Raw genomic sequence first — 23686 nt, 5'->3', positions numbered from 1 at the left:
ATATGTTGAATCTTATTCTAAAAGATATATTAATTCAAAAAAACATTCTAGTCATTTACATAGCAACGATTATTCTTTATTTAATGGTCAATGTTCCATCAGTATATATAGTATTTATATATAGTATCGTATTTGTTTTAAGTGCTTTTTCGAATGATGAAAAAGATAATGCTAATATTTTACTCAATTCATTACCTTATACAAGGAGAGAAATTGTTAGTTCAAAATATATTGGAGCTTTAATTTTTACAGGGCTTTTTATGTGTTATACGTATTTGTTCGACTTTCTTTTAAATGGGAAACAGGTAGCTGTATTGTGGAAAGAAATATTGCTAATTATGGGCCTCGTTATGATTGTCATTTCTTTTATTCTGCCGATTTCCTATAAATTTAAAACAAAGTATTTAACTATTGCTATTATGGGGTTATTGGGTGTTTATATGGTGATCATCAATTATTTTGTCCCTAACTTAAATAAACAAATAACAACTGTTGTGCAAAATTTCATGACTGTACAGGAAATACAACTATACCTTATTGTCTCATTACTAATCGTTCTAATATATATAGGCTCATGGATGCTCTCGGTAAGGATATATAAGCGCAAGGCATTTTAAAAGAAAACGGCCGGTCCCATATAAGGTGGGACTCGAGCCGTTTTTGTCATTTGAAAGCTAACTTCCATACTAGCATGTTGATGAAAAAAAGCACTATGAAATAAATAGTAGGTCCGAATGCCGCTTGACTAACAATTAAATAGTGGAGACCTGCCAGCATAGCTAAAGGGATAAACAATAAAACAGTTTTCCAGCCTTGAGCATCTCCAACCTCATCATATGGTTTGGTAAAAGGTATTTTATTGCTCATCATCAAGAAACAAAATAGTGTATATAACCAGCTTGTCACTAAAACTACTAGTAGATCTGGGATAATTCGAATACCGTAAATATAGCTAAAGACCAAACTTAGTACTAAAAATAGTGGGACATACAATTTGATTAAAAAAGCCTTTAAACTGCCTTTTTGTAAATTCGTATAATCTTTTAATGGAAGTATCTTATAAATCCACGCAGCTTTATATTTAGCCGAATGACCAAGTAAAAGTACTGCAGCTGGAATAATCATCATACTAAAATAAATATTTAAGTAGCTCATACTAGTAGCGTAATCAATCTTTTCGGATCTGCTAAAGGTAAATATAAAAATAAATGGGATAATAAATGAAAAACCTAATGAAGGGTAAACTTTGAGCTTAAACTCTCGTTCTTGTTTCATCATAAGAGAGGCGAAACGAAAGAATGCTCTTTCTTCATGTGTTCTACATAGCATTGCTAATGAATACGTCTTCAGTCGATTGTGCTTCTCTTTTTTTGATTTACTTGTACTTAATAATTTTTGAAGGTTACGTTCAAAGGTTGGAATGAGTTTAATATATAAGCCAATCGAAAGTATCGGTATGATTACGGCAAAGATGCTGTATAGTATTGTTAATAAAGAAGTATCACCATTTAGTAATAAGTCAAAGGGCGCTGCGAACCACATGGGTATTAGGAAGAGACTCCACCAATGAAATGACACTGTCATATCCAAATCAACGAATTCAAAGGATCGAATGAGAACCTGATAGCCGATCATGAGCATTAACGACAAGGCAATTTGTACATAGTTAATCATATCCTTCAGCTTTTCACCATCAAAGAAGCGTAAAATGGCAATATATAAAATGGCAGTGATCGCTACAATAAACAAATTAATTAATATAATCTCTAGAACGGTTAAAAGGAAAAATACAATTCCTTGCGTAAAAAGGCTGACAAGTAAAGGGATACCTGTTAAGGCAATCGTTAAATAGAATAAGTAAATGAAAATATGCATAAATTTTGCAGCGTTAATGGTTCTAGCAGAAATCGGCTTAGTTGATAGTATACTTTTATCTCGTACATCTAATAGTACTGAGGAAAAGTCAGAAATCAATGAAGTCATAATTAAAAAAATGATCATGGCAAACGCAATGCTCATTTGAAATAGAAAATTTTGACCAAACCCCATGAGTGGAATAAGAATAAGGCCGAATAAAACATAAATCCATAGCGATTTAATATAGCCATATTTTTGATTGTCCTTCTTTTTGTTCTGGTTAAATAGTGTGGGTACTTTACGTTCATCCATCGTTAATTTGATATGAAGAATTTTTCTCATTATGTCATAATCAATGCCCATTTTTACAAAGAGCCAGCGGAATAAATCAAGCAATTGGAGTGTTTTAAAATCGGTCATGATTGTACTCCTCGAACGATGGATACAAATTTCTCACCAATCTCCTGATGCTCATGAAATCCTGTTAATTGATTAAAGATCCTTTCTAGCGTTCCCTCAGTGTTACCGGCTTGTAATTGCGCAAATGTACCGTCCGCTGCTATGTTGCCATCATATAGCAGGATGATGCGACTACTGATCTTTTCCACGACATCCATAATATGAGATGAGTAAAATATTGTTTTTCCATTGGCTGCAAGCTGTGTTAAAATCTCTTTAAAAATCATTACACTGTTTGCATCTAAACCATTGATCGGTTCATCTAAAAATAGTAAGTCTGGATTATGTATAAGACTAGCAATGATTAATAGTTTTTGTCGCATGCCCTTCGAATACGAGGAAATTCTAGAATGGTATGCCTCACCCACTCCAAACAATTCCATGAGCGATTTCGATTTGTTAGCTGCTTCCTCTAGCTCTAGCCCATATAACTGACCGATAAAGGTTAAATATTCATAGCCTGTCAAATTGTCATATACATCCGCAATTTCTGGAACGTAACCAATTCTCCGCTTATAGTCTATTTGATCTTGCCCAATACTTTTGCCAAAGAGCTTAATTTCACCGCCATAATCACCTTCAAGTCCCAAAATAATTTTAACAGTCGTGCTTTTGCCAGCACCATTAGGACCAATATATCCGATAATTTCTCCTCTAGCTGCATGAAGGTTTACACCTTTTAATATTTCCTTATTTCCATAACTTTTCGTTAAATTTGTAATCGTTAAAATGTCTTCCAATTTCGTGCACCTCCATATTATAGAAAAAATATCCATTAATACACTATAACATATAAAAAGAAAATATATTCCTATTGGGAATGGTCCATTGTTGACCTAATGGACCATGAAGGAAGGTTAATGTCTTTTCGTCTAGGCGAATCATTTTTAAATCAATCACTATGTCCCTTATCATGTTAACAGTGTAAAAGATCGTTATCACGTTTGATACGGTTGACATTTTTGAAATAAGATAGAAAGAAGAACAACCACTATAATAGGAAATTACATGATGAGTGGACCTTTTGAGTTCGCTCTCGTTGTGCAAGAATGAAGCAAGGGGGTCAGGGATTGTTTAATGATTTTAAGATGGTGGATGATCGTCCTGTTTATGTGCAATTGAAGGATTATGTTCAAGACATGATTGTCAAAGGGCATCTGTTAGAACATCAAAAGCTTCCATCTACCCGTGAACTTAGTAAGCTATTAGCAGTTAGCAGAAATACAGTGTTAAATGCATATGCCGAGCTAGAGCAGGATGGCATCATTTATGCAGTGAAGGGAAAAGGCAACTTTGTAGGTAAGGTTACTACTTTGAAAACGTCCACTATCGAACTTGATTGGAAGAATAGGCTTAATACTGCAACTTTATTAGCTGATGAAATCGATTTAGTACGACAAGATATAAAGTGGCAAAAAGGAATGATCTCCTTTACCAGCATTGCTCCAGAAGAAAAGCTTTTTGATGTGGAAAATTTTAAAAGGGCTTTTCTTACACGGATGTCTCTTGAAGGCGATATTGTGCTGAATTATGGCTATGCAAAAGGGTATAAGCCTTTAATCGATTATCTCCTTCATTATATGGAAATGAAGGGCGTAGATATTTCTAATAAAGATATTTTAATTACTAACGGCTTTACGGAGGGATTAGATATTTTATTATCCTCAATAGCCAAAAAATCTGGGCGTGTACTATGTGAAAATCCTACACACCACGCAGCATTGAAGCTTTTTCGTTTACATGGGCTAGATATACATGGCATTGATATGAGAGATGATGGGATTGACATGGGGCAGGTGGAAAAAACGTTAGCCAAAATGGATTATGATTTTGCCTATCTTATTCCGTCCTATCATAATCCAACAGGAATTGTCACTTCTTCTGAGAAGAGGAATGCTATCTTTCAGCTATTTTCCAACTTTGAAATACCTATTGTAGAAGATGGCTTTAATGAGGAATTAAGGTATTCAAGCTCTCATTTGGCGCCACTCATCGCTTTTAGTGGGTCAGGTAATAACATTGTCTACATTGGCAGCTTTTCTAAAATTCTTTTCCCAGGTTTACGTGTTGGCTGGATTTTAGCAGATAAGGCGTTAATTGCCAGCCTAGAAAGCATGAAAAGAGCGCGAACAATTCATACATCGACATTGGATCAGGCAGTGTTATATCAATATTTACAGGATGGTTATTTTGAAAAATATTTAAAGAAAGCAAGATCCGTTTACAAGAAAAAATATGAGCTTGCTCGTCAAGCCTCTATGCAATATATCCCTTTTTGCAAAATCAGAGGGGATGGAGGACTTCATCTCTTTATTGAACTAGAAGAGGGCATTGATGCTCGCGAATTATTAGAAAAATGTTATGACAAAGGCGTGGTGTTTTATCCAGGAGATGTATTTTACACAAATGGACTTGGTAGAAACACATTTCGCCTAGGGTTTTCACGGTTATCAGAAGAAGATATTGTTCGGGGTATTCAAATTATCGGTGATACATTAAGAAATGATAGAAGGGGTTGAAAAAATGCGAGTTGGCGTAATCATGGGTGGCACCTCCTCTGAAAAGCAGGTCTCGATGATGACAGGGAAGGAAATGGTTGCTCATTTAAATAAACAAAAATACGATGTTGTTGAAATCTTATTGGAAGACCATCAAGAGGTAATAGAAAAAGTGCAAGGTATCGATGTAGCTTTATTAGCATTACACGGTAAGTTTGGGGAGGATGGCACGATTCAAGGTGTGTTAGAAACATTGGGTATCCCTTATACAGGAAGCGGTCTTCTAGCAAGTAGTTTGTGCATGGATAAAAATATGGCCAAAAAAATACTGCGCTATGAAGGGATCGCAACACCAGATTGGATGCATCTCATAAGGGGAGAGGTGCTACCATTACAGGACATAGAGCTGATAGGTTATCCGCTTGTTGTTAAACCAAATGCTGGTGGCTCTAGTGTAGGTGTTCAAATTGTCCATGATCGAAATGCCTTATTGGCAGCTGTTTCAGAGGTATTTAAGTGGGATAACGAAATCATTATTGAGCAGTACATGATTGGTGACGAAATTACATGCCCAATCCTCAATGATAAGCTATTACCAGTCCTCTCAATCAAACATACGGCAGTATTTTTTGATTACCAGGCGAAATATGATGATGCTTCAACAATAGAGGAGCCTGTGGAACTCCCACTTGCTATTCATGACCGTGTGGCAAAGGCTGCGATGACCAGCTATAAGTCTTTAAAATGTAGTGTGTATGCTAGAGTAGATATGTTAATTAAAGAGGGCGTTCCCTATGTGTTGGAGGTTAATACATTACCTGGCATGACCCAAAATAGCCTGCTACCCAAAAGCGCCCTTGCCGCTGGAATAAGCTATTCTGCCCTATTAGATAGCATAATTGATAGCTCCTTACAAATTGATAATAGATAAATAGAAAAAACACCTTTTTGTTGTCACATCCAAAAGGTGTTTTGACTATCTTATGATTTTGCTAATTCAATAAAGCCTTCTCCAAAAACATCCCTTACATCATGAATGGCAATAAAGGCATCCTTGTCGACTTCTTTAACTATTTTTTTGAGCTTTACAACTTCTTGCTTACTAATGACGATATATAAAATTTCTTTTTGTTCCTTTGTATAATAGCCATGACCAGAAAGTACCGTAACGCCACGGTTCATGTAAGCAGTTACCTGTCCAGCAATGTCTTCAGGTTTTTTAGAGATGATTGTAATTGCTTTTTTAGGATTAACTCCTTCGATAACGAACTCCATCACCTTTGTACCAACATAAAGCATGATTATCGTTAACATTAATGCCTCTGCACCGATGATAAAATAAGATGAAAAAGCAACGATTAAATCAAAGAATAAAAGTCCATAGCTAATACTCCAACCAAGGTATTTGTTGGTGATTCTAGCTAAAATCGTAGAACCAGCAGTTGTACCTCCAACTCGAATAATTAAACCAATACCGACCCCAGCAAATACTCCACCAAAAATCGTATTAACGATAATTTCATTTGAGGAAATCGACCAAGATTCCGTTAAATGTAAGAATAAAGAATGGAATGAGACGGCAATAATCGTATAAATTGTTGTTTGTCTATTTAGAAATTTATAGCCAACTATTAGTAAAGCTGCATTCATAATAAAGCTGACAATACTCGGAGACCATCCGAAAAGATAATAGGCTATAATCGTTAAACCCGTTACGCCACCTTCACCCAAATCATTCGGAATAACAAATAAGTTAACTGCCAGGGCAAAGAGCAGTGATCCAAGCATAATCATTAAAATATCCATTACGTATTTTTTCATTCACATAACACCACCATATCAAATTAGATTTTTTCTTAAATCCATACTATATCAGGTTTTCACCAAATGATATACTTTTTTTGTAATGTTCATTTAGGATATATCGTCCTTTTTTTACATGTCTTTAGTCTGGAAGACCTTGACTAATTAGAAAAAATATTTATAATAGTCATAACACTTTTTGGGAGGGTTATTAAAAAATGACATATTCGATGAGGCGACGTTGCCCTGATTTAAGCCAATAACTGAATAGGGTCAAAACGGTTTGTGAAGCCAGAGTATACGAGATAGTCTGTCCTTTTTTAATCATCTTCTATCATACAAGAAATAGAATAGCTCACGCCTTTATGTAGAGACATATTCTCTAAATATATTCTAGTTACTTGGATTACAGGCAAATTGTCTGTGATTGGTTGCTTTATCCAATAAGGAGGAATAGATCATGCATATGCTATTATTCTTTTGATACGAGCTTGAACTAAAAGCTCGTATCGGTACCATAGCTATCGATACGAAATGATTCAATTTCGGGAGGTAGTCGTATGGAAAAAGTTTGCTTTGAATTAGATCGCCTAATTGTAAGTTATTTAGATAAAGAGATTTTAAACATTGAAAAATTGGCCATTCACCAATTTGATCGTATCGGTATCGTTGGGAAAAATGGCGCTGGGAAAAGTACATTAATGAAGATACTGGCTAGCAAGATTCAGCCCACAAGTGGGATAGTAAAAAGTCATGTACATTTCGGTTATTTTGAACAAATGGAAGCACCAATGCTCGTAGAGGCGGAGGGACAGTTATTAGGGAAATTAGCTATTCCATCAAATTCTGAGGGACTAAGTGGTGGAGAGCAAACGAGATTAAAGTTAGCACAATTATTCTCCTATTATAAGGAGGCACTGCTCATTGATGAGCCAACGACACATTTAGATCAAGAGGGTATTTCATTTCTAGTGGATGAATTGCGTTATTACTATGGTGCGCTCGTACTAATTAGCCATGATCGAGCGGTTCTGGATGAATTGGTCACAACAATTTGGGAGATTGATGGGGGCACAGTAAACATTTATTCGGGCAATTATAGTAATTATGCTTGGCAAAAGCAGCTGGAGCGAGATCAACAACGTCATGCGCATGACTTGTACTTGAAAGAAAGAAGTCGTCTTGAAAAAGCTGCTGAAGATAAAATGAAAAAGGCTGAAAAAATTACCCAAGCAGGTAACATGTCAAAAAGAGAAGCTCATGCAAAACCGAACCTTACGTTTATGACAAAGTCCAAAGGTACAAGTCAAAAAAACGTACAACGGGCAGCCAAGGCAATAGAACAGCGAATAGAGAAGCTTCAGAAAGTAGATGCGGTGCAGGTAGACAGAAAAATAGTTTTTCGACAATCGAAAGCTTTAGAACTGCACAATAAATTTCCGATTATAGCAGATCAATTCACGTTACACGTTCCGGAAAAAGCACTATTGGAAGAAGTAAACTTCCAAATACCATTGGGTAAAAAAATTGCGCTTACAGGTAGTAATGGTTGCGGAAAGAGTACATTATTACGATATATTGCAACTAATGGGGAGGGATTGACCATTTCTCCTAAGGCTAAAGTCGGCTATTTTAATCAAATGAGCTATCAATTTAAAAGTGAGGAAACAGTTCTCCAATTTTTAAAAAATCGCGCTGATTACGATGAAGGCTTTTTAAGAAATATTTTAAGTTCCATGCAATTTGTAGGAACTGATATACAAAAGAGTGTGAACTCATTAAGCGGTGGGGAAGCAATACGCCTCCAGCTATGTTATCTGTTTTTGGGAAACTATAATATACTGTTATTGGATGAGCCAACCAACTTCTTAGATATTCAAGCATTAGAAGCGCTAGAGCAATTTATAACGGCTTATGAGGGGACCGTAATCTTCGTGACCCATGATAAAAATTTTATCGAAAATGTAGCAGACATACATCTCACAATAAAAAATAATAAGATATTTTAAATGTAAGGGTGCGATTCTACCATGAGGGGAATCGCATTTTTTTATTAAATTTTTAATAAAAGAGAGGGAAGAGGGATAATTTGGCGAATGTGATAGATAGACACTATAAAAAGGAAGATGATCGATGATGAATACGAATGTGACGACTAAATTAAAAATCAAGCAGCCAGCTCATAAAGTTTTTGAAGCCATTATTTCCCCTACTGAAATAGGACATTATTGGTTTTCTAGTAGCTCTGAAAGATGGGCAGAGGGGAAGAGGATTACATTGAGATACGAGGAGTATAGTGCAGAAGGAATTATCTCTGTACTTGAAATAGAGACTAACAAAAAAATTGTATTTTCTTGGGGGGAGGAGCATGGTGAAGTGACGATTGTTACTATGACTCTTGAGGAATATCAAGGTGAGACAATCATTGAGGTAGTGGAATCAGGACTGAACGCACATGATCCGGAAATTGTGACGAAAATGATGGGCCAAAAAGAAGGCTGGATTTATACATTAACCTGTCTCAAAGGATACTTAGAAAATGGCATAAATACTTTAAGAGCTTCATTAATTCATTAGAGTATTTAGCTTATAATGTAATGACCTTAAATATTGATGCCACTATGAGGGACAAGTCTTTTTTTAAAAGTCAGGATTTAAAACGTGTCAGGTAAACTATGCTTAATATTTAAAATAGACATAATCATTTAAATCTAATTTTATTAAAGATTAAAATGATTATGTTTTTTTTATTAAAAATTGAAAAGGTCTAAGATAACATAAATGAATGTTTTAATATTTTCCATATATGTTACCATATTAATTAGTTGTAAAATATTTTCCAAAATTAAATAGGATTGAAGTAATGAGATACTTATTGTTAACATTTTTAGGATTATTGTTATTTTTAGGGTTTTCAATTACACCAAGTTCTGCAGCAGAATTAAATAATGAGGAAATAGTAGTCGATAGAGCAAATTACAATTCTGAATTAGATTTCGAAAATGCTGTCAATAGTTATATGAAGATGAAAATATTTTAACTGTAACAGTTATTGATAGTAATAGAACAATTGAAGAAAATGTCGAAGAAAATTTACGTGTCCAACCAATGAGCGCATTCGTACCGTATGCAGACAATGTATTTCTTGCCGGTAGAACTCAAGGTACACAATTGCTTAATACGTTATGGGGAGAACCAGGAATAGAGATGAGCTTAACTAATACTTTTTCAGCTTCAGCTACTCTTGATGGTACAATAAGCGGTTTTAATAAAAATGCTGTTTCCATTGCAGTTGGGTTTAGTGTTTCAAGTACACATGCGGTAAGCTAAACTGGTAAATATACAGCTTCAGCTAACCACAATGGAAAAAAGTAAGACGAGTAGAATTAAGCGCTTATCCTGTACTTGATCAGTATCATTTTGATTATTGGGTTCCTGAAAGACAAATTATTTCTACTAAATATGTTCGTGCTGGGAGTGGGGTTGCAGGAAAACCAGTGGGAGTATCCTATACAAAAACTTATAGATATGTATAAACAGAATTGATAGGTGATTTTTTGGATAAAAAAATTTTTTCAACTTGTATAATTTTTATTGCTGTTATTTCGTTATTTAGTCCGACAATTATTTCTACTTTAATGCTACAACAAAGTTCAATACTTAATACTCATTATTACATTCAATACATTGCTAATTTATTAAGTTTCCATCTAAGTTTATTCTTTTTGGCTTCATTAGCATTAGTTTTATTTATCAAGAAGAGGGGCGATGACTAAATTAACACATTCAAAACCCACCTAAATCTCACGTAAATGGAGATTATAGATGGGTTTTTGTTTCTTACTATCAAATTAAATAAAGCTTTGGTATTAAAGCAAGACTTCTTCAGCTTTTGAAAAATAAAAAAGTGCTAACCGTCGTGTTTATTTACTGAACAATGATACAGTAACATTGGTTGCGCTAGATCAATGTTACTGCTAGTTATATGTTTAGGTCCGTCGAAAAAACGCTTAACCAGCAGTAATGTCATAAAGATGAAGTAAACACAGAAGTAGCGTTGCGATTAAACCAGTTGTCTACAGCATTACAGCAATGGTTGGTGGAAGTAGCAGAGTGATGGAGGGATTAAAGTGAAAAAAATATACTGGATGATGGGTGGCCTTTTAATTTGTGCAGGGTTTGTCATAGGTATAGTATTTTGGAAATTTCAAAAAGAGATGCAGAAGGATGACCCAGAATATATTGTTCAATTTATAAAGGAACATAGAGCTGATAAAAATGTTTCCGTAGCCATTCAACACAATCAGCAGTATTGGGTGGAACTAAACACCATGGAACAGCTACCATTAGCCAGTACAGTTAAAATCATCGTAGCTATCGCATATGCTCAACAAGCCGCAGATGGACATATTAATCCTCAGCAACAAGTTCGCTTAAGGGAATTAGAGACATTTTATATCCCTAAAACAGATGGAGGCGCCCATGAAGCGTGGCTAGCGCAGTTAAACCTCAATGGCAAGGAAAGTGTACCGCTGAGCGAGGTTGCGAATGGAATGATTACTTATAGTTCTAATGCCAATACAGATTATTTAATGCATATACTAGGGCTTCAAAATATCAATAAGGTTCTCACTCAACTGGGTGTAAAAGGTCATGAACCCCTCTATCCAATCACAAGTGCTCTCTATATCCCTATCCAACTACGAGATGAAAAGAGCCTAACGGAAAAAGAAACACTAACTGCCTTAAAAGATATGGGGATGGCTGAATATCGAGAAAGGGCATGGGCTATTCACAAAAATTGGCTAGAAGAACCTTTAACAAAAGAGCAGAAAGCTCAGGCCATAAAAATGCTCAATATGGATGTTCAAAGGGTATGGTCTGATCGTTTAATAAGGGCTTCAACAAGTGATTACATATCTATTTTAGAAAAATTGAACAGTAAAAATTACTTTACTGAAGATGTACATAAATATTTAGATCCTGTAATGGAACAGTTGATGCAAAATCCGAAAAATCAAGAATGGCTTACACACGCAGGTCAAAAAGGAGGGTCAACAGCCTTCGTATTGACACTAGCTGCCTATGCGAAGGATAAGGAAGGGAATCAGACGGAGATAGCCTTTTTTGCTAACGATTTAAATACAATGGAACAAATTAAACTATCTACTAGTATGAATAGTTTTCAATTGAAATTTCTTACAGATGAAAAATTTAGGATGCGTCTTCAAAGTGAATTATCTGAGTGATGCATTGCCTCTAAAATCATCTATGTTCATCAAGCAACCTTTCAAGACAATCTGAGAATGTAGGATCATGTCATTCAAATAAGCCATAACACAGGATGGGAAGCTCCCCATCCCTTTTTTTATAATGATATCCAAAGAGCGTCCGTATAGCCGAGGTAGCTAGAATTCGTACATTCCTTCAACCGTCTGCATACTATACATTAATAATATGTGAGAGGATTGAGATGGATGCATTACCCTTATTATCATAATTACCCCGTTTATAATTACGGCTATCACCCTGTTTATTGGGCTTATCCAGCACAGCAACAAGGGAACAGAAGTAATATGCGGACAGATTATGGACCAGAGCCATTCGTTGTAGACATTGAGGAGGTAGCGAAGCATAATAAAAATTTCCGTACTGCGTTGTGGACAGGGTCCAACTTACAAGTAACTGTGATGAGCATCGATGTAGGAGATGATATTGGCTTAGAGGTGCATCCTCATGTTGATCAGTTCATTTGTATTGAAGAGGGTAAAGGAGTTGCCCAAATGGGACCGACGAAGGATTATTTAAACTTTCAAAGAAATGTTTCTGAAGATACAGCCATCATGGTACCCGCAGGGACATGGCATAATATTATAAATATAGGAAATGAACCATTAAAGCTTTACACGATTTATGCGCCACCCAACCATCCATTTGGGACTATTCATGTGACGAAGGCAGATGCAGTGGCTAAAGAAGCGGGCTATGGTCAAAATAACTAAAAGATAAAAAGCGTGTTTTATTAAACATGCTTTTTTTTCGATATATGGTAGAATGTTTTTTAATTGCAGATAATAAAGGTCCTTATTTAATGAAAGAAGGTAATGAATGATGAAATATTCAAAAGCAACAAACTATGCGTTACATACAATGGTGTTTTTGACGAATATGCCTAAAGGTAAATCAATGAATGTCGAGACGCTAGCAGACATGCAGAAACTATCCCCAACCTACCTTTCGAAAATTTTAACAAAGCTTGTAAAGGCTGGTTTAATTGAATCGAATCCAGGTGTTAATGGAGGGTATCGTATTTCTAAGCGACCTCAAGAAATTTCCTTTTTAGATGTGATTTACGCTATCGAAGGACAAACCACATTATTTAGTTGTTCCTCTGATCATGAGGATTCCTTTCATAACGAAGGTTGTCTCATTGAACAAGTAATGGTGGATGCTGAGAATAATATGAAAGAAGAGCTAAGTAAGAAATTTATTATTGATATAGCCCATGAAATCGATAAAAAATGAGGTAGGCGGATAGAAGGTTGAGACTGGCGGATAGGAACTAGGGGGACCCTAGTTCTGTTATTATTTCAATTGCATAAGGGCCCCGAAGTATTGCTGTGCGGTGGTGAAGCAAATAAATGCCAGTAGTTCACTGATTTCTGCCTCTGTTAAATAGTCCTTTAAGAGAGCAGTGATATAGGGTGCAGTATGCCCCTTAGTGACTAAGAATGCTTCAGCAAAACCTGTGCAAACAGTTGTTTTCTCATCGTAATGCTGAGGGTCTGGTAGACCTTTTGCCTGACAGTACTGACAACCATTTTTTTGTGCCAATGTTTTTCGGACCTCTTCTTTCAAATGTGCAGATAAATGACCGTCCTTTTCGACTGCTTTCCCAAGTTGTAACCAGTGCGACTGTATGTCCTCGTTATAGCCTAATAGTTGTTGAAATGGTGTTAATCCCTTGTTATATAAATGAATTAGTGTCATTAGTCTTCCCTCCTTTTAATTAGTGTAAAATATGAATAACGTAGTTAACATGCGAAATAGAAGGGAAATGTTTTCTTTCTCTTTTAAAATGAAGGGAATTTTCTATAATGGATTTCATTAACGAAAGAATACTAGAAGAATTGAAAAAAGACAGTCGAATTTCTATGAGTGAATTAGGCAGAAGAGTACACTTATCGGCACCTGCAGTTCGTGAAAGAGTACGGCATTTAGAGGAGCAGCAAATTATAAGGAACTATACGTTGGACATTAATACAAAGGCGCTAGGCTTTCCTATTGAAGCTTTAATTGAGGCAACAATTAAAAATAATCGCTATAGAGATTTTAAAGAGCATATCCAGACATTTACAAACGTAGATTTTTGCTATCGAATATCGGGAGAGACTTGTTTCTTATTAAAGGCTCATTTTCAATCTTTTCCTGATGTAGAGCAGTTTATTGATGATTTACAGCGATATGCACATACAAAAAGCAATTTTATTTTTTCTGATATATGTGAGGACAAATAAAAAAGGAGATTTTTATGGAAATCAAATTATTTACGGGTGAAGTAGATGCATGAGTCCATTTACTAACTCAAAATATTTGGATGTACCACACAAATCAGCACATAAAAGAAGAGACAGTTCGGGCAGCATTTGTAGAGGGCTATTATGGGAATGATCGTGAAACCCATTGGATACTGGAAAATGGAAAAAGGATAGGGATTATCTTTATTCATGATATCAGTGATACCATCCCACTGTTTGATATCCGTCTAGATGAAAATTGTAGGGGAAAAGGATATGGCGTAAGGGCACTTCGATGGTTACAAGAGTATCTATTTGAGGTAAAGGGTAAAATTCGTATTGAGGGCTATACAAGGGTTGATAATATAGGGATGCGGAGATGTTTTAGCAAAGCCGGTTTTGTGAAGGAAGGCTATTTACGAAATGCTTGGGAAAATGAAGATGGTACAGTGACTGATAGTATTGTCTATGGCGCAATTAAAGAAGATTGGATTTTAGGAAATCTAACGCCTATAAGCATAGATGACGTTCCATTTTAAGGAGACTAGTATGAAGATAAATGTACTAAATGCTTTAAGGCAAGCTTGGTCAGCTCAATCAAGTTCTAAATGGCGTATTGGGAACCCTGCAAAAGGACAATGTGGTGTTACTTCTCTAGTGGTACAAGATATTCTCGGCGGGGAAATTAGGAAAACACGTTTGGATGAAGGCTGGCACTTTTATAATGTAATCAATGGAGAGAGAATGGATTTTACGGAGGAGCAGTTTTCATCAAAAATTGATTATCAAGATATTGATTCAAATAGAGCGGAGGCTTATCTAGATACGAATCGTGCTCAATATAGCTATTTAAAATCACAAGTTAATAGACATTTAGAAAGGGCAGAGGGATAGATTCCTCTGCCTTTTCTAAATTTTATAAACAAAGGTGTTGACGTTTAGGAAAGAGGCGTGTTATTATTATCTCGAATTCAAGATAAATAAATTCAAGATAAATGAATTCGAACCTTTAGCTTTCGTAAGGAGGTACAATAATGGGTTTTTGGAATAAATTATTTTCTTCAAAAAAAGAGGAGGAACAAACAATGGCAGAATTAAATATCGGTATTATTATTGGATCAACACGTGAGGGACGTGTAAGTCCTCAGGTGGCACAATGGGTAAAGGAAATCGCAGATCAGCGAGGCGATGCAAACTATACAGTAATTGATATTGCGGATTATAAATTGCCATTATTAGGAGAGCCAGGGCAAGATGCTTCAGGTGCACAGGCTTGGTCAGAAATTATCGCTAAACAAGACGGATTTGTGTTCATCGTACAAGAATACAATCACTCTATTACAGGTGCTCTAAAAAATGCGCTAGATTATTTACGTGTTGAGTGGAATAACAAAGCAGCAGGAATCGTTTCTTATGGTTCTGTAGGTGGAGCTCGTGCGGCAGAGCATTTACGTGGCATTATGGGTGAGCTTTTAATTGCAGATGTACGTGTTCATCCTGCCTTATCCTTATTCACAGATTTTGAAAATGGTTCAGACTTTAAACCAAAAGCTGTACAAGCGGACTCAGTCAATCAAATGTTAGATCAAGTAATCCCATGGTCAAAAGCTTTATACACAATTCGTTAAGCTTGCCTGTTTGAAATAGGACGATATTGGATAAAGTGTGGGAGAGAAAAATTAGACAGGAAAGGGCATGTTAACATGAAAAAACATACAGCAGGTATTCACCATATCACAGCTATTGTAGGCCACCCACAAGAGAATATTGATTTTTATGCAGGTGTGTTAGGCTTGCGTTTAGTGAAACAAACTGTAAACTTCGATGATCCTGGCACATATCATTTATATTTCGGTGATGAAGGTGGGAAACCTGGAACAATTATTACCTTCTTCCCTTGGGCCAATGCATATCAAGGGCGTATTGGTGATGGTCAGGTTGGTGTCACAACGTATGTTGTACCAGAAGGGGCACTACCATTTTGGATTAATCGCTTAGCAAAATTCTCGATTCCTTTCCAAAAAGCTGAACGCTTTGGTGAGCAAGTCATTCAGTTCGATGATCCACATGGTCTGCATATTGAACTCGTTGCCCGTGCTGCAGGTGAATTAAATAACAGGACATTTGGAGAAGTAACGCCAGAGGTTGCCATTAAAGGATTTGGTGGAGCTACATTATATTCTAGCCACCCTGAAGAAACTGCAAAAGTTTTAACAGAGGTAATGGGTCTTGAACGAGTAGCGACAGAAGGTGACTATACTCGTTTTAAATCCAATGCAGAGATTGGCAATACAGTTGATTTAAAAATGGTTGTAGGCCAACGTGGGCAAATGGGTGTAGGGACGGTTCACCATATTGCGTGGAGAGCACAAGATAATACGGATCATTTAGAATGGCAAGAGTATGTTATGAATCATGGACAACATGTAACGGAAGTCAAAGATCGTAATTATTTTAATGCGATTTATTTCCGAGAACCCGGTGAAATTTTATTCGAAATTGCTACAGATCCTCCAGGATTTGCTCATGACGAAACAATAGAGACGATGGGAAGTCAATTAATGTTACCATCTCAATATGAACAACATCGAGAGCAATTAGAAAGAACACTAATTCCGATTAAAGTACGTGAGCTTGACTAAGATATAGAATCTACTTAAATGAATGCGAAATGTTGAGAACTCAACATTTTCGCATTTTTTTGATCCGGCGAAATCCTCATCTGCCGTTGAGCGCACGGGCCATGGCATATAAATAATTTTGACTAGCGCGCAGACTAATTTCAGCATCCGGTACAAAGACTTCAAAGCAATGAAAGCTACCAGGATAGAGATTCATCTCAACATCAACTCCTGCTTGAGCAAGTCGTGTTACATAATCGAGTGTTTCATCTCTGAATAAATCAAGTTGACCTATACACGTGTAGGTAGGCGGTAGTCCTGCTAAGTTATCTGCTCTTGAAGGAACCGCATACGGAGAAAGTTCGTTGGTGTCCTTTTCTTCTCCTAAGTACATACGCCAAGCGGTCAAATTATTTGATCTACTCCATGTTGCATGAGCACCGGTAATCTCATAGCTAGATGGTGTTTCATTTCGGTTATTAAGCATTGGATATAATGGCATTTGGAATATAATTGAGGGCCCTCCCTTATCGCGAGCCATTAATGCTAGTGCTGCTGTTAGCCCTCCGCCACCACTTGTCCCATCACGAAACCACCACCATGAATCCAAAGCATAGCTGGAAGTTTATCGTTGCTCCGTTTAACGGGTTCATATATTTTAACTAGCATTTCACCTCCATCACCTCTAGGAATTGTACGATTAGTTGTAAATACAAGTTCTGACTCCTCTAATGGTGATTGGGCTAAGAGACGACGACTCCACTCTAAATCTTCGTCTAGGCGAAAGCCTGGAAATTGCGAGTAAGCCTGCCTTAATTCGGGTAAGGTTCGGTCATTGATTGTCATATAAATTCTCCCTGTAAAGTAATGAATTTTTAAATAAATGGATGTCCTTCTACTGCCATTTCCGCCTCCCATTTGGCAACTTCTTCGCGCACACGAGGAGCCACTTCGTTTCCTAGAAGTTCTATAGCTTGCATGACTTGATCATGTGGCATTGTACTTAAAGGTACGTATAACATAAATCGTGTGATCCCTACATGTTTACGAAGATGAATAATTTTCTGAGCAACTGTCTCTGAATCACCGACATATAATGCCCCTTCAAAACTACGTGCAGCATCATAGCTAGAACGATCATAATACGACCAACCCCGTTCTTTGCCCAGTTTATTCATGCCCGCCTGTGTAGATGGGAAAAATGTATCTGCTGCCCACTCGTTATTCGGGCCAACGAAACCTATCGAATGGGAGCCTACCCGAAGCTTAGATAAATCATGACCTGCATGAGCAGCAGCTTTTTTATAAAGTTGTACGATTGGAGCAAACTGCATAGGACTGCCACCAATGATTGCTAGCATAAGGGGTAATCCTAAAATTCCTGCCCGAATGGCTGATTGTTGATTTCCTCCACTACCAACCCAAATGGGTAAAGACTTTTGAACAGGTCTTGGATACACACCTAAATTATTAATCGCTGGTCGATGCTTCCCTGCCCATATTACTTTTTCTTCCTCACCAATTTTAAGTAATAAATCTAAATGCTCTTCAAATAGTTCATCATAGTCATTTAAATCGTAGCCGAATAAAGGGAAAGATTCGATGAATGACCCACGGCCTGCCATAATTTCCGCACGCCCATTTGAAAGTCCGTCCAAAGTAGAAAAATCTTGATAGACGCGTACCGGGTCAGCTGAAGAAAGGACAGTCACCGCACTTGTAAGTCGAATTTTTTTCGTTTGTGAAGCAGCAGCGGCTAGCACCATTGCTGGAGAAGATGCAGCATAGTCTTCTCGATGATGCTCGCCAACCCCAAATACATCCAGTCCTACTTGATCGGCAAGAATGATTTCTTCAACCACTTCACGTAAGCGTTGGGCATGACTTATGACTTCCCCATTATGAACATCTGGTTTTGTTTCTACAAAAGAGGTAATTCCTATTTCCATTTGTCATTCTCCTTGTCAATTTAATGTTTTGTAAAGCGTAAAGTCGTTGCCCAAAAAAGAATTGCTATAGCACTAATTGATGCTCCGAGGAAAGAGACCCCTTCCCAGCCAAAGTGTGCATATATTTGCGTAGAAGCAATGGAGCCACTTGCACTGCCTATGGAATAAAAAATCATATATCCAGCAGTAAGTCGGCTTCGTGCCTCTGTACGTAATGGAAGAATTAGCGCCTGATTCGTAACATGTACGGCCTGTACAGCTAAATCTAGCATTACGATCCCTACAATTAACGCAAATAACGATTGTTCTAGATAGCTAATAAACAACCAAGAAATTAGTAATAGCGCTAATGCTATACCTGTTGTTCTTTGTGCGTATCCTCGATCAGCCAATTTCCCTGCCCGTGCCGCAGCCAACGCGCCGGCCACTCCAACAAGACCAAAAGCACCAATTACGCTATGTGAAAGGGCCAACGGTGGTGCACTAAGTGGAAGAACAAGTGATGTCCACAAAATACTGAAATCAGCAAAAATTAGCATGGCTAGAACTGCACGGATACGTAGTGTTCGTTCTTGTTTTAATAAAGTGAACACAGATCTAATGAGTTGATGGTAGGGCAGTGATTTTACTTCGCGCTCTACTGTAGGTAACACTTTTAGAAACAAACAAACCATTATGAACATTACGGCGGCAGAGACTAGATAGACAGTACGCCATCCAGCAAGGTCAGTTAATAGTCCTGCGAAGGTACGAGCGAGCAGTATGCCAATGACGATTCCACTCGTGACAATCCCAACGACGCGACCACGCTCTGTTGGGGAAGCGATGGTTGCTGCAAATGCTACAAGCGTTTGTGTCACAACGGCAAGTAAACCTACTAAAGCCATGCCTGTGAAAAGAACTATGCTATAAGAAGCGGTACCGACTATAACTAGAGCCATTGTGGATAATAGCATCTGTCCGATAATCAAACGTCGCTGGTTAAGTAAGTCCCCAAGTGGCACCAGAAGTAATAGGCCTAACCCGTAAAAGATTTGCGTGATTGTAATGACAACACCAATAATCGAGTGATTAATATTAAACGTAATAGACAGTTGATCAAGCAACGGCTGTGCGAAATAAATATTGGCGACTGACATTCCACAGGCTATTGCGAATAAAAGTGTGACAGCACGAGGCATGGAAGGCTGTAGATTCATCGCAGGTGTATGTTCCTGCTTAAGACCTTCGTCCATCATATATCCTCCATTTCTTTTAGAATTACATTATAACATACCGTTCGGTACAATATAATTATTGGTAAATATATCTTAAAGGTATCGAATGTGTCAAGTATTCATTTGGTTTTTTTATGTGCTTACTATATTTAGTGTGAAATTGACAGTGGAGACAGCTGGTTATACAATGATTACATACTATTTGGTATTTTAATTTTTGGGATAATAATTTCAAATGGCGAACTCTTATTCAATGGAGGTGGATTTTTATGGCAAGAACTAGAGAGTTTGATGAGGAAAAAGTTTTAGAGGCTGCGATGCAGTTATTTTGGGAGAAGGGATATGAAGCTACTTCTCTAAGTGATCTTACTGCGAGAATGGGTATACAACGACCAAGTATTTATTCAACCTTTGGTGACAAAAAGGAATTATTCGAAGCCGCTCTGCGTAGATATACGACATCCAGAGCAGCTGATATACGAGCTAGACTTCAAAGTCATGTTTCTGTAAAGCAGGCATTTACTTCTTTTTTTGAAGAAGTGATTCAGGCTGAGTATACGAAAGATCTTAGTAACGGCTGTTTTTGTATTAATACAATGGTTGAACTCGCTCCTCATGACGAGAGATTTGAGATTTTAACGAGGGAGCACCAACTTTATTTAGCAGTTATTTTTCAGGAGACCATTGAACGGGGTATCCAAGCAGGTGAACTTGAAGCTGACACGGATTCAAAATCACTAGCGCAGGCATTAATTTTATCGTTAATTGGATTAACCGTTATGATGAAATCACAGCCACAGCGTTCATTTATAGACAATGCAATAGCAACGACTCTGACATTACTTAAATGAAATTTAAACTAGTAAAAGAATAAAAAGTAAACGTCCATGTAACTCTTTAATAATTTGTGGGGTGAAGTGAATAAGAATTGATTAACTTTTTTATAGAAGAACAAATTATTTTGGGGAAAATGAATTAGATAAAAAGTTATAGATTACTATAAGTTTAGAAATGTACTAATCTTTTTTTAAAAATGTAAAAAATTAAAAAATTGCCCCTACCTATGAAAAATAATAATGAATGATTACTTCCCCCTTTAGAGCTCTAAAGGGGGGATCTTCTATGATTAAAGACAAATCACATATTTATAAAGCTCAACATAAAATGAATCTATAATTCTTTACAAGCCCAAGCATCGATTTCAACTTTTATGGCCGGAGCAGCCAGTGCCACTACATACAGCAAGGTTGTACATGGAAGATGCTCTTGCAAAAAATCATTAATTATTTCTTTTCGTTGATGAGCCTCCATATCGCCTACCAAATAAAACACGAGCTTTGTAATGTCTTGAATCCCCATATTAGCATGATCCAGATTTTTCCGAATATTCTCTAGCGCTATCTTCAATTGGGCGACAGGATCTTCAGGTATAGACCCATCAATATTCATGCCAATTTGTCCAGATAATGTTAACCATCTGCTTGGTTCTGTTATTTCAATTTGATGTACATAAGGGGCTACAGGTGGATGAATGTTTTCAGGATTTCTACTAATTTTCATGGAATCAGTCCTTTGCTATTATTCATTATTATCTCTCCATAAAAATAGCATAAAGTATTCATGGGTAAAAGTTATACAAATACCATTATAAATGAACTTTCAAATTGGATATGTGGTTTCAAAGGGTTATAATAGATTCATAAAATAAAGGCTTATACGCTGATAAAGCATTCAAAATAGATAAAAGTATTAACTTTTTAATTTGACTAGACATACAATTCACTTCACGCCCTTAGGTTTGATACAGATACTTCTAAAGAAACATGAATTTCGTCTTATTTTGAAGGTGGATGGTTATACTCATTAAATGAGAGGGAAATTTTTACATAAGAATGATGCGTATTGATGTAAATTAATGTTTACTACTGATGTTTAGTTACTAGTGCAACCTTAGGTAGCAGAGGCAGCGAGGCCGTTTTGTAGAAGGAGTGAATAAATGAGTAAATTCTTTCAGAGTAATGGATTTAAACGTTTTATTATTCTAGTTGGAATTGCTATTGCATTATATTTAATGCGAAGTATGATCAACTTAATTTTGCTTACGTTTATTATTACCTATTTGATGAATCAGCTTACTACGAAGACAACAAAAAGCATAAGAAAATACACACCTATGAATGAAAAAGCTGTTACTGTAACATTATATTTGTTACTGGTCGCTGGTATTGTCGCTGTGATCTATAAATACTTGCCAATTGTCACACAGCAAGTTACACAGCTTTTTGATCTTATTGCCAGTTTTAACCTTGATCCAGATGACAATGAGATTGCGAGATATTTAGCTCCAACTTTTGAGAAGATTGAGCTTGGCAAGTATTTAGAACAGGGTGTGGATATAACTCTCAAAAATATTACGAATATTGGTAAAATCATTATGCAAATTTTGATTTCCCTAATATTGAGTTTGTTCATATTGTTGGAAAAGAAGCGAATCATTGAATTTACGGCAAAGTTTAAGGATAGCAAAATTGGACCTCTTTACGATGAACTGAATTATTTTTCAAGAATATTCATCCGTTCATTCGGTAAAGTGATTGAGGCACAGTTTATTATTGCTGCTGTTAACTGTGTATTATCAGTGATTGCCCTTTCGATTATGGGCTTCCCACATCTAATTGCTCTTGGGATTATGCTCTTTATCCTTGGCTTAGTGCCAGTTGCAGGTGTTATTATTTCATTAATCCCACTCAGTATTATCGCCTATAGTATTGGTGGCTTAATGTACATTGTCTACATTTTAGTAATTGTTATGGTCTTACATGCAATTGAAGCTTATTTCTTAAATCCAAAGCTTATGTCAGCTAAAACAGATTTACCGATTTTCTACACATTCATGGTCATTCTTTTCTCAGAGCATTTCCTTGGTGTTTGGGGATTAATCATTGGTATCCCACTGTTCATGTTCTTGCTTGATATTCTAGGTGTTACTTCCTCGGAAGAAACTAAACAGAAAATGGACGCCGTAGAGAACAAAAAATTGATGGAATAGCTTTACAAAAGGATTCATCTCGTACGTAGAGATGATCCTTTTTTACTTTCTGGCTTAGCTCATTTAAAATAAGTAGGGGGTGTTTTTTACAATGATGGTAAAGGGACAGAAGGTATATTTAAGGGAAATCTCTGTTAATGATAGTGAAAGCATTGAAAGATGCTTTCAAAATGAGGAAATCATGTATATGACAGGGACTCGTAACTTGCTAACAAAAGAACAGATTAAAGAGGCTATCTACCGCTTTAAAGAAGATTCTACACGCTATGATTTTGCTATTTGTTTAGTAGATAATGATCAAGTAATTGGTGATTTAGCTATTATGGAAGTTGATCGAGATAATAAAAAGGCAATGTTTCGTATAGCCCTGCATGAGTTAGAGGATTGTGGCAGAGGATTTGGATCAGAAGCAGTTCAACTTGCTCAAAAATTCACATTTGAGGAGCTATGTCTGAATCGTTTGGAATTACAAGTGTACTCTCATAATATAAGAGGGATTAAATCCTATGAAAAGGTCGGCTTCAAAAAAGAAGGAGTGTTGAGGCAGGCATTATTGATGAACAATACCTATTCAGACGAAATCATTATGAGTATTCTTCTGGAAGAGTATATGAACATATCAAAATAGACATGGAGCCAGCATAAAAATTCTTTGTGCTGGTTTTAATTTTGCTAAAAGAAAAAAATGTTAATCGTGTATAAAAAAGTATGTTATT

Annotated in this window: 25 protein-coding genes and 1 pseudogene; 18 read left to right on the top strand and 8 right to left on the bottom strand. The window is 36.5% G+C overall.

The window, feature by feature from the left end; all coding sequences use genetic code 11:
• Positions 1–2: 2 nt before the first annotated feature.
• Positions 3–617, top strand: a complete 615-nt coding sequence (locus ACE1MS_RS21500) for an ABC-2 transporter permease (protein WP_031416679.1) — start codon at positions 3–5, stop codon at positions 615–617.
• Positions 618–663: 46 nt separating this feature from the next.
• On the opposite strand, the gene ACE1MS_RS21495 is transcribed toward ACE1MS_RS21500, so the two are convergent.
• Both ACE1MS_RS21495 and ACE1MS_RS21490 read right to left on the bottom strand, forming a co-directional pair.
• Positions 664–2277, bottom strand: a complete 1614-nt coding sequence (locus tag ACE1MS_RS21495) for a hypothetical protein (protein WP_447402615.1) — start codon at positions 2275–2277, stop codon at positions 664–666.
• Positions 2274–3056, bottom strand: coding sequence for an ABC transporter ATP-binding protein (locus ACE1MS_RS21490; protein ID WP_036164988.1), 783 nt, complete (start codon positions 3054–3056; stop codon positions 2274–2276). Before ACE1MS_RS21490 ends, ACE1MS_RS21495 begins: the two co-directional genes overlap by 4 nt.
• A gap of 309 nt (positions 3057–3365) precedes the next feature.
• Here ACE1MS_RS21490 and pdxR point away from each other — a divergent pair, with 309 nt between their 5' ends.
• A complete protein-coding gene (pdxR, locus tag ACE1MS_RS21485) occupies positions 3366–4835 on the top strand; it encodes a MocR-like pyridoxine biosynthesis transcription factor PdxR (protein ID WP_012295996.1) in 1470 nt (489 codons plus the stop codon).
• A 4-nt stretch (positions 4836–4839) separates the two neighbouring features.
• Positions 4840–5745, top strand: a complete 906-nt coding sequence (locus ACE1MS_RS21480; protein ID WP_036162422.1) for a D-alanine--D-alanine ligase — start codon at positions 4840–4842, stop codon at positions 5743–5745.
• A gap of 50 nt (positions 5746–5795) precedes the next feature.
• Here ACE1MS_RS21480 and ACE1MS_RS21475 read toward each other — a convergent pair whose 3' ends face one another.
• A complete protein-coding gene (locus tag ACE1MS_RS21475; protein WP_012295994.1) occupies positions 5796–6635 on the bottom strand; it encodes a YitT family protein in 840 nt (279 codons plus the stop codon).
• A 542-nt stretch (positions 6636–7177) separates the two neighbouring features.
• Here ACE1MS_RS21475 and ACE1MS_RS21470 point away from each other — a divergent pair.
• The 7 genes from ACE1MS_RS21470 (at position 7178) to ACE1MS_RS21440 (ending at position 13142) form a co-directional block, all read left to right on the top strand.
• On the top strand, positions 7178–8626 hold the full coding sequence (locus ACE1MS_RS21470) for an Msr family ABC-F type ribosomal protection protein (protein ID WP_447402614.1): 1449 nt from the start codon (positions 7178–7180) through the stop codon (positions 8624–8626).
• Positions 8627–8750: 124 nt separating this feature from the next.
• Positions 8751–9194: an SRPBCC family protein gene (locus ACE1MS_RS21465; protein WP_025113581.1), complete on the top strand. Its 444-nt coding sequence runs from the start codon at positions 8751–8753 to the stop codon at positions 9192–9194.
• 286 nt (positions 9195–9480) lie between these two features.
• Positions 9481–9657 carry a hypothetical protein gene (locus ACE1MS_RS21460; protein ID WP_012295988.1) on the top strand — a complete coding sequence of 59 codons (177 nt, stop codon included), beginning with the start codon at positions 9481–9483 and terminating at the stop codon, positions 9655–9657.
• Positions 9658–9725: 68 nt separating this feature from the next.
• The gene (locus tag ACE1MS_RS21455; RefSeq protein ID WP_036162419.1) at positions 9726–9947 is read left to right on the top strand and encodes a hypothetical protein; all 222 of its coding nucleotides are present in this window, start codon (positions 9726–9728) and stop codon (positions 9945–9947) included.
• A gap of 800 nt (positions 9948–10747) precedes the next feature.
• Positions 10748–11866: a serine hydrolase gene (locus ACE1MS_RS21450; RefSeq protein WP_036164976.1), complete on the top strand. Its 1119-nt coding sequence runs from the start codon at positions 10748–10750 to the stop codon at positions 11864–11866.
• Between the two features lie 228 nt (positions 11867–12094).
• Complete coding sequence (locus tag ACE1MS_RS21445) at positions 12095–12619, top strand: cupin domain-containing protein (RefSeq protein ID WP_031416663.1); 525 nt, start codon at positions 12095–12097, stop codon at positions 12617–12619.
• Between the two features lie 106 nt (positions 12620–12725).
• Complete coding sequence (locus ACE1MS_RS21440; protein WP_012295985.1) at positions 12726–13142, top strand: Rrf2 family transcriptional regulator; 417 nt, start codon at positions 12726–12728, stop codon at positions 13140–13142.
• A gap of 60 nt (positions 13143–13202) precedes the next feature.
• Here ACE1MS_RS21440 and ACE1MS_RS21435 read toward each other — a convergent pair whose 3' ends face one another.
• Complete coding sequence (locus tag ACE1MS_RS21435) at positions 13203–13607, bottom strand: alkylhydroperoxidase (RefSeq protein WP_012295984.1); 405 nt, start codon at positions 13605–13607, stop codon at positions 13203–13205.
• 107 nt (positions 13608–13714) lie between these two features.
• Between ACE1MS_RS21435 and ACE1MS_RS21430 the strand changes: the two genes are divergently transcribed.
• The 5 genes from ACE1MS_RS21430 (at position 13715) to ACE1MS_RS21410 (ending at position 16776) form a co-directional block, all read left to right on the top strand.
• Entirely contained in the window at positions 13715–14134 is a 420-nt protein-coding gene (locus ACE1MS_RS21430; protein ID WP_099805390.1) for an Lrp/AsnC family transcriptional regulator, read from the top strand.
• A gap of 80 nt (positions 14135–14214) precedes the next feature.
• Positions 14215–14673 carry a GNAT family N-acetyltransferase gene (locus tag ACE1MS_RS21425; RefSeq protein ID WP_012295982.1) on the top strand — a complete coding sequence of 153 codons (459 nt, stop codon included), beginning with the start codon at positions 14215–14217 and terminating at the stop codon, positions 14671–14673.
• 10 nt (positions 14674–14683) lie between these two features.
• Positions 14684–15028 carry a YunG family protein gene (locus tag ACE1MS_RS21420; RefSeq protein ID WP_012295981.1) on the top strand — a complete coding sequence of 115 codons (345 nt, stop codon included), beginning with the start codon at positions 14684–14686 and terminating at the stop codon, positions 15026–15028.
• 140 nt (positions 15029–15168) lie between these two features.
• Positions 15169–15762, top strand: coding sequence for an NADPH-dependent FMN reductase (locus ACE1MS_RS21415; protein WP_012295980.1), 594 nt, complete (start codon positions 15169–15171; stop codon positions 15760–15762).
• A 75-nt stretch (positions 15763–15837) separates the two neighbouring features.
• Positions 15838–16776, top strand: a complete 939-nt coding sequence (locus ACE1MS_RS21410; protein WP_031416660.1) for a ring-cleaving dioxygenase — start codon at positions 15838–15840, stop codon at positions 16774–16776.
• Positions 16777–16852: 76 nt separating this feature from the next.
• Here ACE1MS_RS21410 and ACE1MS_RS21405 read toward each other — a convergent pair.
• The 3 genes and pseudogenes from ACE1MS_RS21405 to ACE1MS_RS21395 form a co-directional block, all read right to left on the bottom strand.
• Positions 16853–17601, bottom strand: a pseudogene (locus ACE1MS_RS21405) (alpha/beta hydrolase fold domain-containing protein).
• Positions 17602–17630: 29 nt separating this feature from the next.
• Positions 17631–18704, bottom strand: coding sequence for an LLM class flavin-dependent oxidoreductase (locus tag ACE1MS_RS21400; RefSeq protein ID WP_031416658.1), 1074 nt, complete (start codon positions 18702–18704; stop codon positions 17631–17633).
• Positions 18705–18724: 20 nt separating this feature from the next.
• Positions 18725–19939 (bottom strand): MFS transporter, encoded by a 1215-nt coding sequence (locus ACE1MS_RS21395; RefSeq protein ID WP_198696153.1) that lies wholly within the window; start codon positions 19937–19939, stop codon positions 18725–18727.
• Positions 19940–20190: 251 nt separating this feature from the next.
• Here ACE1MS_RS21395 and ACE1MS_RS21390 point away from each other — a divergent pair, with 251 nt between their 5' ends.
• The gene (locus ACE1MS_RS21390; RefSeq protein WP_031416655.1) at positions 20191–20772 is read left to right on the top strand and encodes a TetR/AcrR family transcriptional regulator; all 582 of its coding nucleotides are present in this window, start codon (positions 20191–20193) and stop codon (positions 20770–20772) included.
• Between the two features lie 319 nt (positions 20773–21091).
• Here ACE1MS_RS21390 and ACE1MS_RS21385 read toward each other — a convergent pair whose 3' ends face one another.
• The gene (locus ACE1MS_RS21385; RefSeq protein ID WP_012295979.1) at positions 21092–21481 is read right to left on the bottom strand and encodes a RidA family protein; all 390 of its coding nucleotides are present in this window, start codon (positions 21479–21481) and stop codon (positions 21092–21094) included.
• A gap of 436 nt (positions 21482–21917) precedes the next feature.
• On the opposite strand from ACE1MS_RS21385, the gene ACE1MS_RS21380 reads away from it, so the two are divergent.
• Together ACE1MS_RS21380 and ACE1MS_RS21375 are read left to right on the top strand one after the other, a co-directional pair.
• Positions 21918–22970, top strand: a complete 1053-nt coding sequence (locus ACE1MS_RS21380; protein ID WP_012295978.1) for an AI-2E family transporter — start codon at positions 21918–21920, stop codon at positions 22968–22970.
• A 91-nt stretch (positions 22971–23061) separates the two neighbouring features.
• Positions 23062–23598, top strand: coding sequence for a GNAT family N-acetyltransferase (locus ACE1MS_RS21375; RefSeq protein ID WP_196243928.1), 537 nt, complete (start codon positions 23062–23064; stop codon positions 23596–23598).
• The last annotated feature ends 88 nt before the right edge of the window (positions 23599–23686 follow it).

The sequence above is a fragment of the Lysinibacillus sp. fkY74-1 genome (assembly GCF_053165895.1).
The sequence above is the reverse complement of the archived record's forward strand: the minus strand, read 5'-3'. Positions and strand labels throughout refer to the sequence as shown.

Excerpts from the sequence above, each read along its gene's own strand:
- ACE1MS_RS21500 (WP_031416679.1), top strand. The coding sequence starts at position 3 with ATGTTGAATCTTATTCTAAAAGATATATTAATTCAAAAAAACATTCTA.
- ACE1MS_RS21495 (WP_447402615.1), bottom strand. The coding sequence starts at position 2,277 with ATGACCGATTTTAAAACACTCCAATTGCTTGATTTATTCCGCTGGCTC.
- pdxR (WP_012295996.1), top strand. The coding sequence starts at position 3,366 with ATGAAGCAAGGGGGTCAGGGATTGTTTAATGATTTTAAGATGGTGGAT.
- ACE1MS_RS21480 (WP_036162422.1), top strand. The coding sequence starts at position 4,840 with ATGCGAGTTGGCGTAATCATGGGTGGCACCTCCTCTGAAAAGCAGGTC.
- ACE1MS_RS21475 (WP_012295994.1), bottom strand. The coding sequence starts at position 6,635 with ATGAAAAAATACGTAATGGATATTTTAATGATTATGCTTGGATCACTG.
- ACE1MS_RS21470 (WP_447402614.1), top strand. The coding sequence starts at position 7,178 with ATGGAAAAAGTTTGCTTTGAATTAGATCGCCTAATTGTAAGTTATTTA.
- ACE1MS_RS21465 (WP_025113581.1), top strand. The coding sequence starts at position 8,751 with ATGATGAATACGAATGTGACGACTAAATTAAAAATCAAGCAGCCAGCT.
- ACE1MS_RS21460 (WP_012295988.1), top strand. The coding sequence starts at position 9,481 with ATGAGATACTTATTGTTAACATTTTTAGGATTATTGTTATTTTTAGGG.
- ACE1MS_RS21455 (WP_036162419.1), top strand. The coding sequence starts at position 9,726 with ATGAGCGCATTCGTACCGTATGCAGACAATGTATTTCTTGCCGGTAGA.
- ACE1MS_RS21445 (WP_031416663.1), top strand. The coding sequence starts at position 12,095 with ATGCATTACCCTTATTATCATAATTACCCCGTTTATAATTACGGCTAT.
- ACE1MS_RS21440 (WP_012295985.1), top strand. The coding sequence starts at position 12,726 with ATGATGAAATATTCAAAAGCAACAAACTATGCGTTACATACAATGGTG.
- ACE1MS_RS21435 (WP_012295984.1), bottom strand. The coding sequence starts at position 13,607 with ATGACACTAATTCATTTATATAACAAGGGATTAACACCATTTCAACAA.
- ACE1MS_RS21430 (WP_099805390.1), top strand. The coding sequence starts at position 13,715 with ATGGATTTCATTAACGAAAGAATACTAGAAGAATTGAAAAAAGACAGT.
- ACE1MS_RS21425 (WP_012295982.1), top strand. The coding sequence starts at position 14,215 with ATGTACCACACAAATCAGCACATAAAAGAAGAGACAGTTCGGGCAGCA.
- ACE1MS_RS21420 (WP_012295981.1), top strand. The coding sequence starts at position 14,684 with ATGAAGATAAATGTACTAAATGCTTTAAGGCAAGCTTGGTCAGCTCAA.
- ACE1MS_RS21415 (WP_012295980.1), top strand. The coding sequence starts at position 15,169 with ATGGGTTTTTGGAATAAATTATTTTCTTCAAAAAAAGAGGAGGAACAA.
- ACE1MS_RS21410 (WP_031416660.1), top strand. The coding sequence starts at position 15,838 with ATGAAAAAACATACAGCAGGTATTCACCATATCACAGCTATTGTAGGC.
- ACE1MS_RS21400 (WP_031416658.1), bottom strand. The coding sequence starts at position 18,704 with ATGGAAATAGGAATTACCTCTTTTGTAGAAACAAAACCAGATGTTCAT.
- ACE1MS_RS21395 (WP_198696153.1), bottom strand. The coding sequence starts at position 19,939 with ATGGACGAAGGTCTTAAGCAGGAACATACACCTGCGATGAATCTACAG.
- ACE1MS_RS21390 (WP_031416655.1), top strand. The coding sequence starts at position 20,191 with ATGGCAAGAACTAGAGAGTTTGATGAGGAAAAAGTTTTAGAGGCTGCG.
- ACE1MS_RS21385 (WP_012295979.1), bottom strand. The coding sequence starts at position 21,481 with ATGAAAATTAGTAGAAATCCTGAAAACATTCATCCACCTGTAGCCCCT.
- ACE1MS_RS21380 (WP_012295978.1), top strand. The coding sequence starts at position 21,918 with ATGAGTAAATTCTTTCAGAGTAATGGATTTAAACGTTTTATTATTCTA.
- ACE1MS_RS21375 (WP_196243928.1), top strand. The coding sequence starts at position 23,062 with ATGATGGTAAAGGGACAGAAGGTATATTTAAGGGAAATCTCTGTTAAT.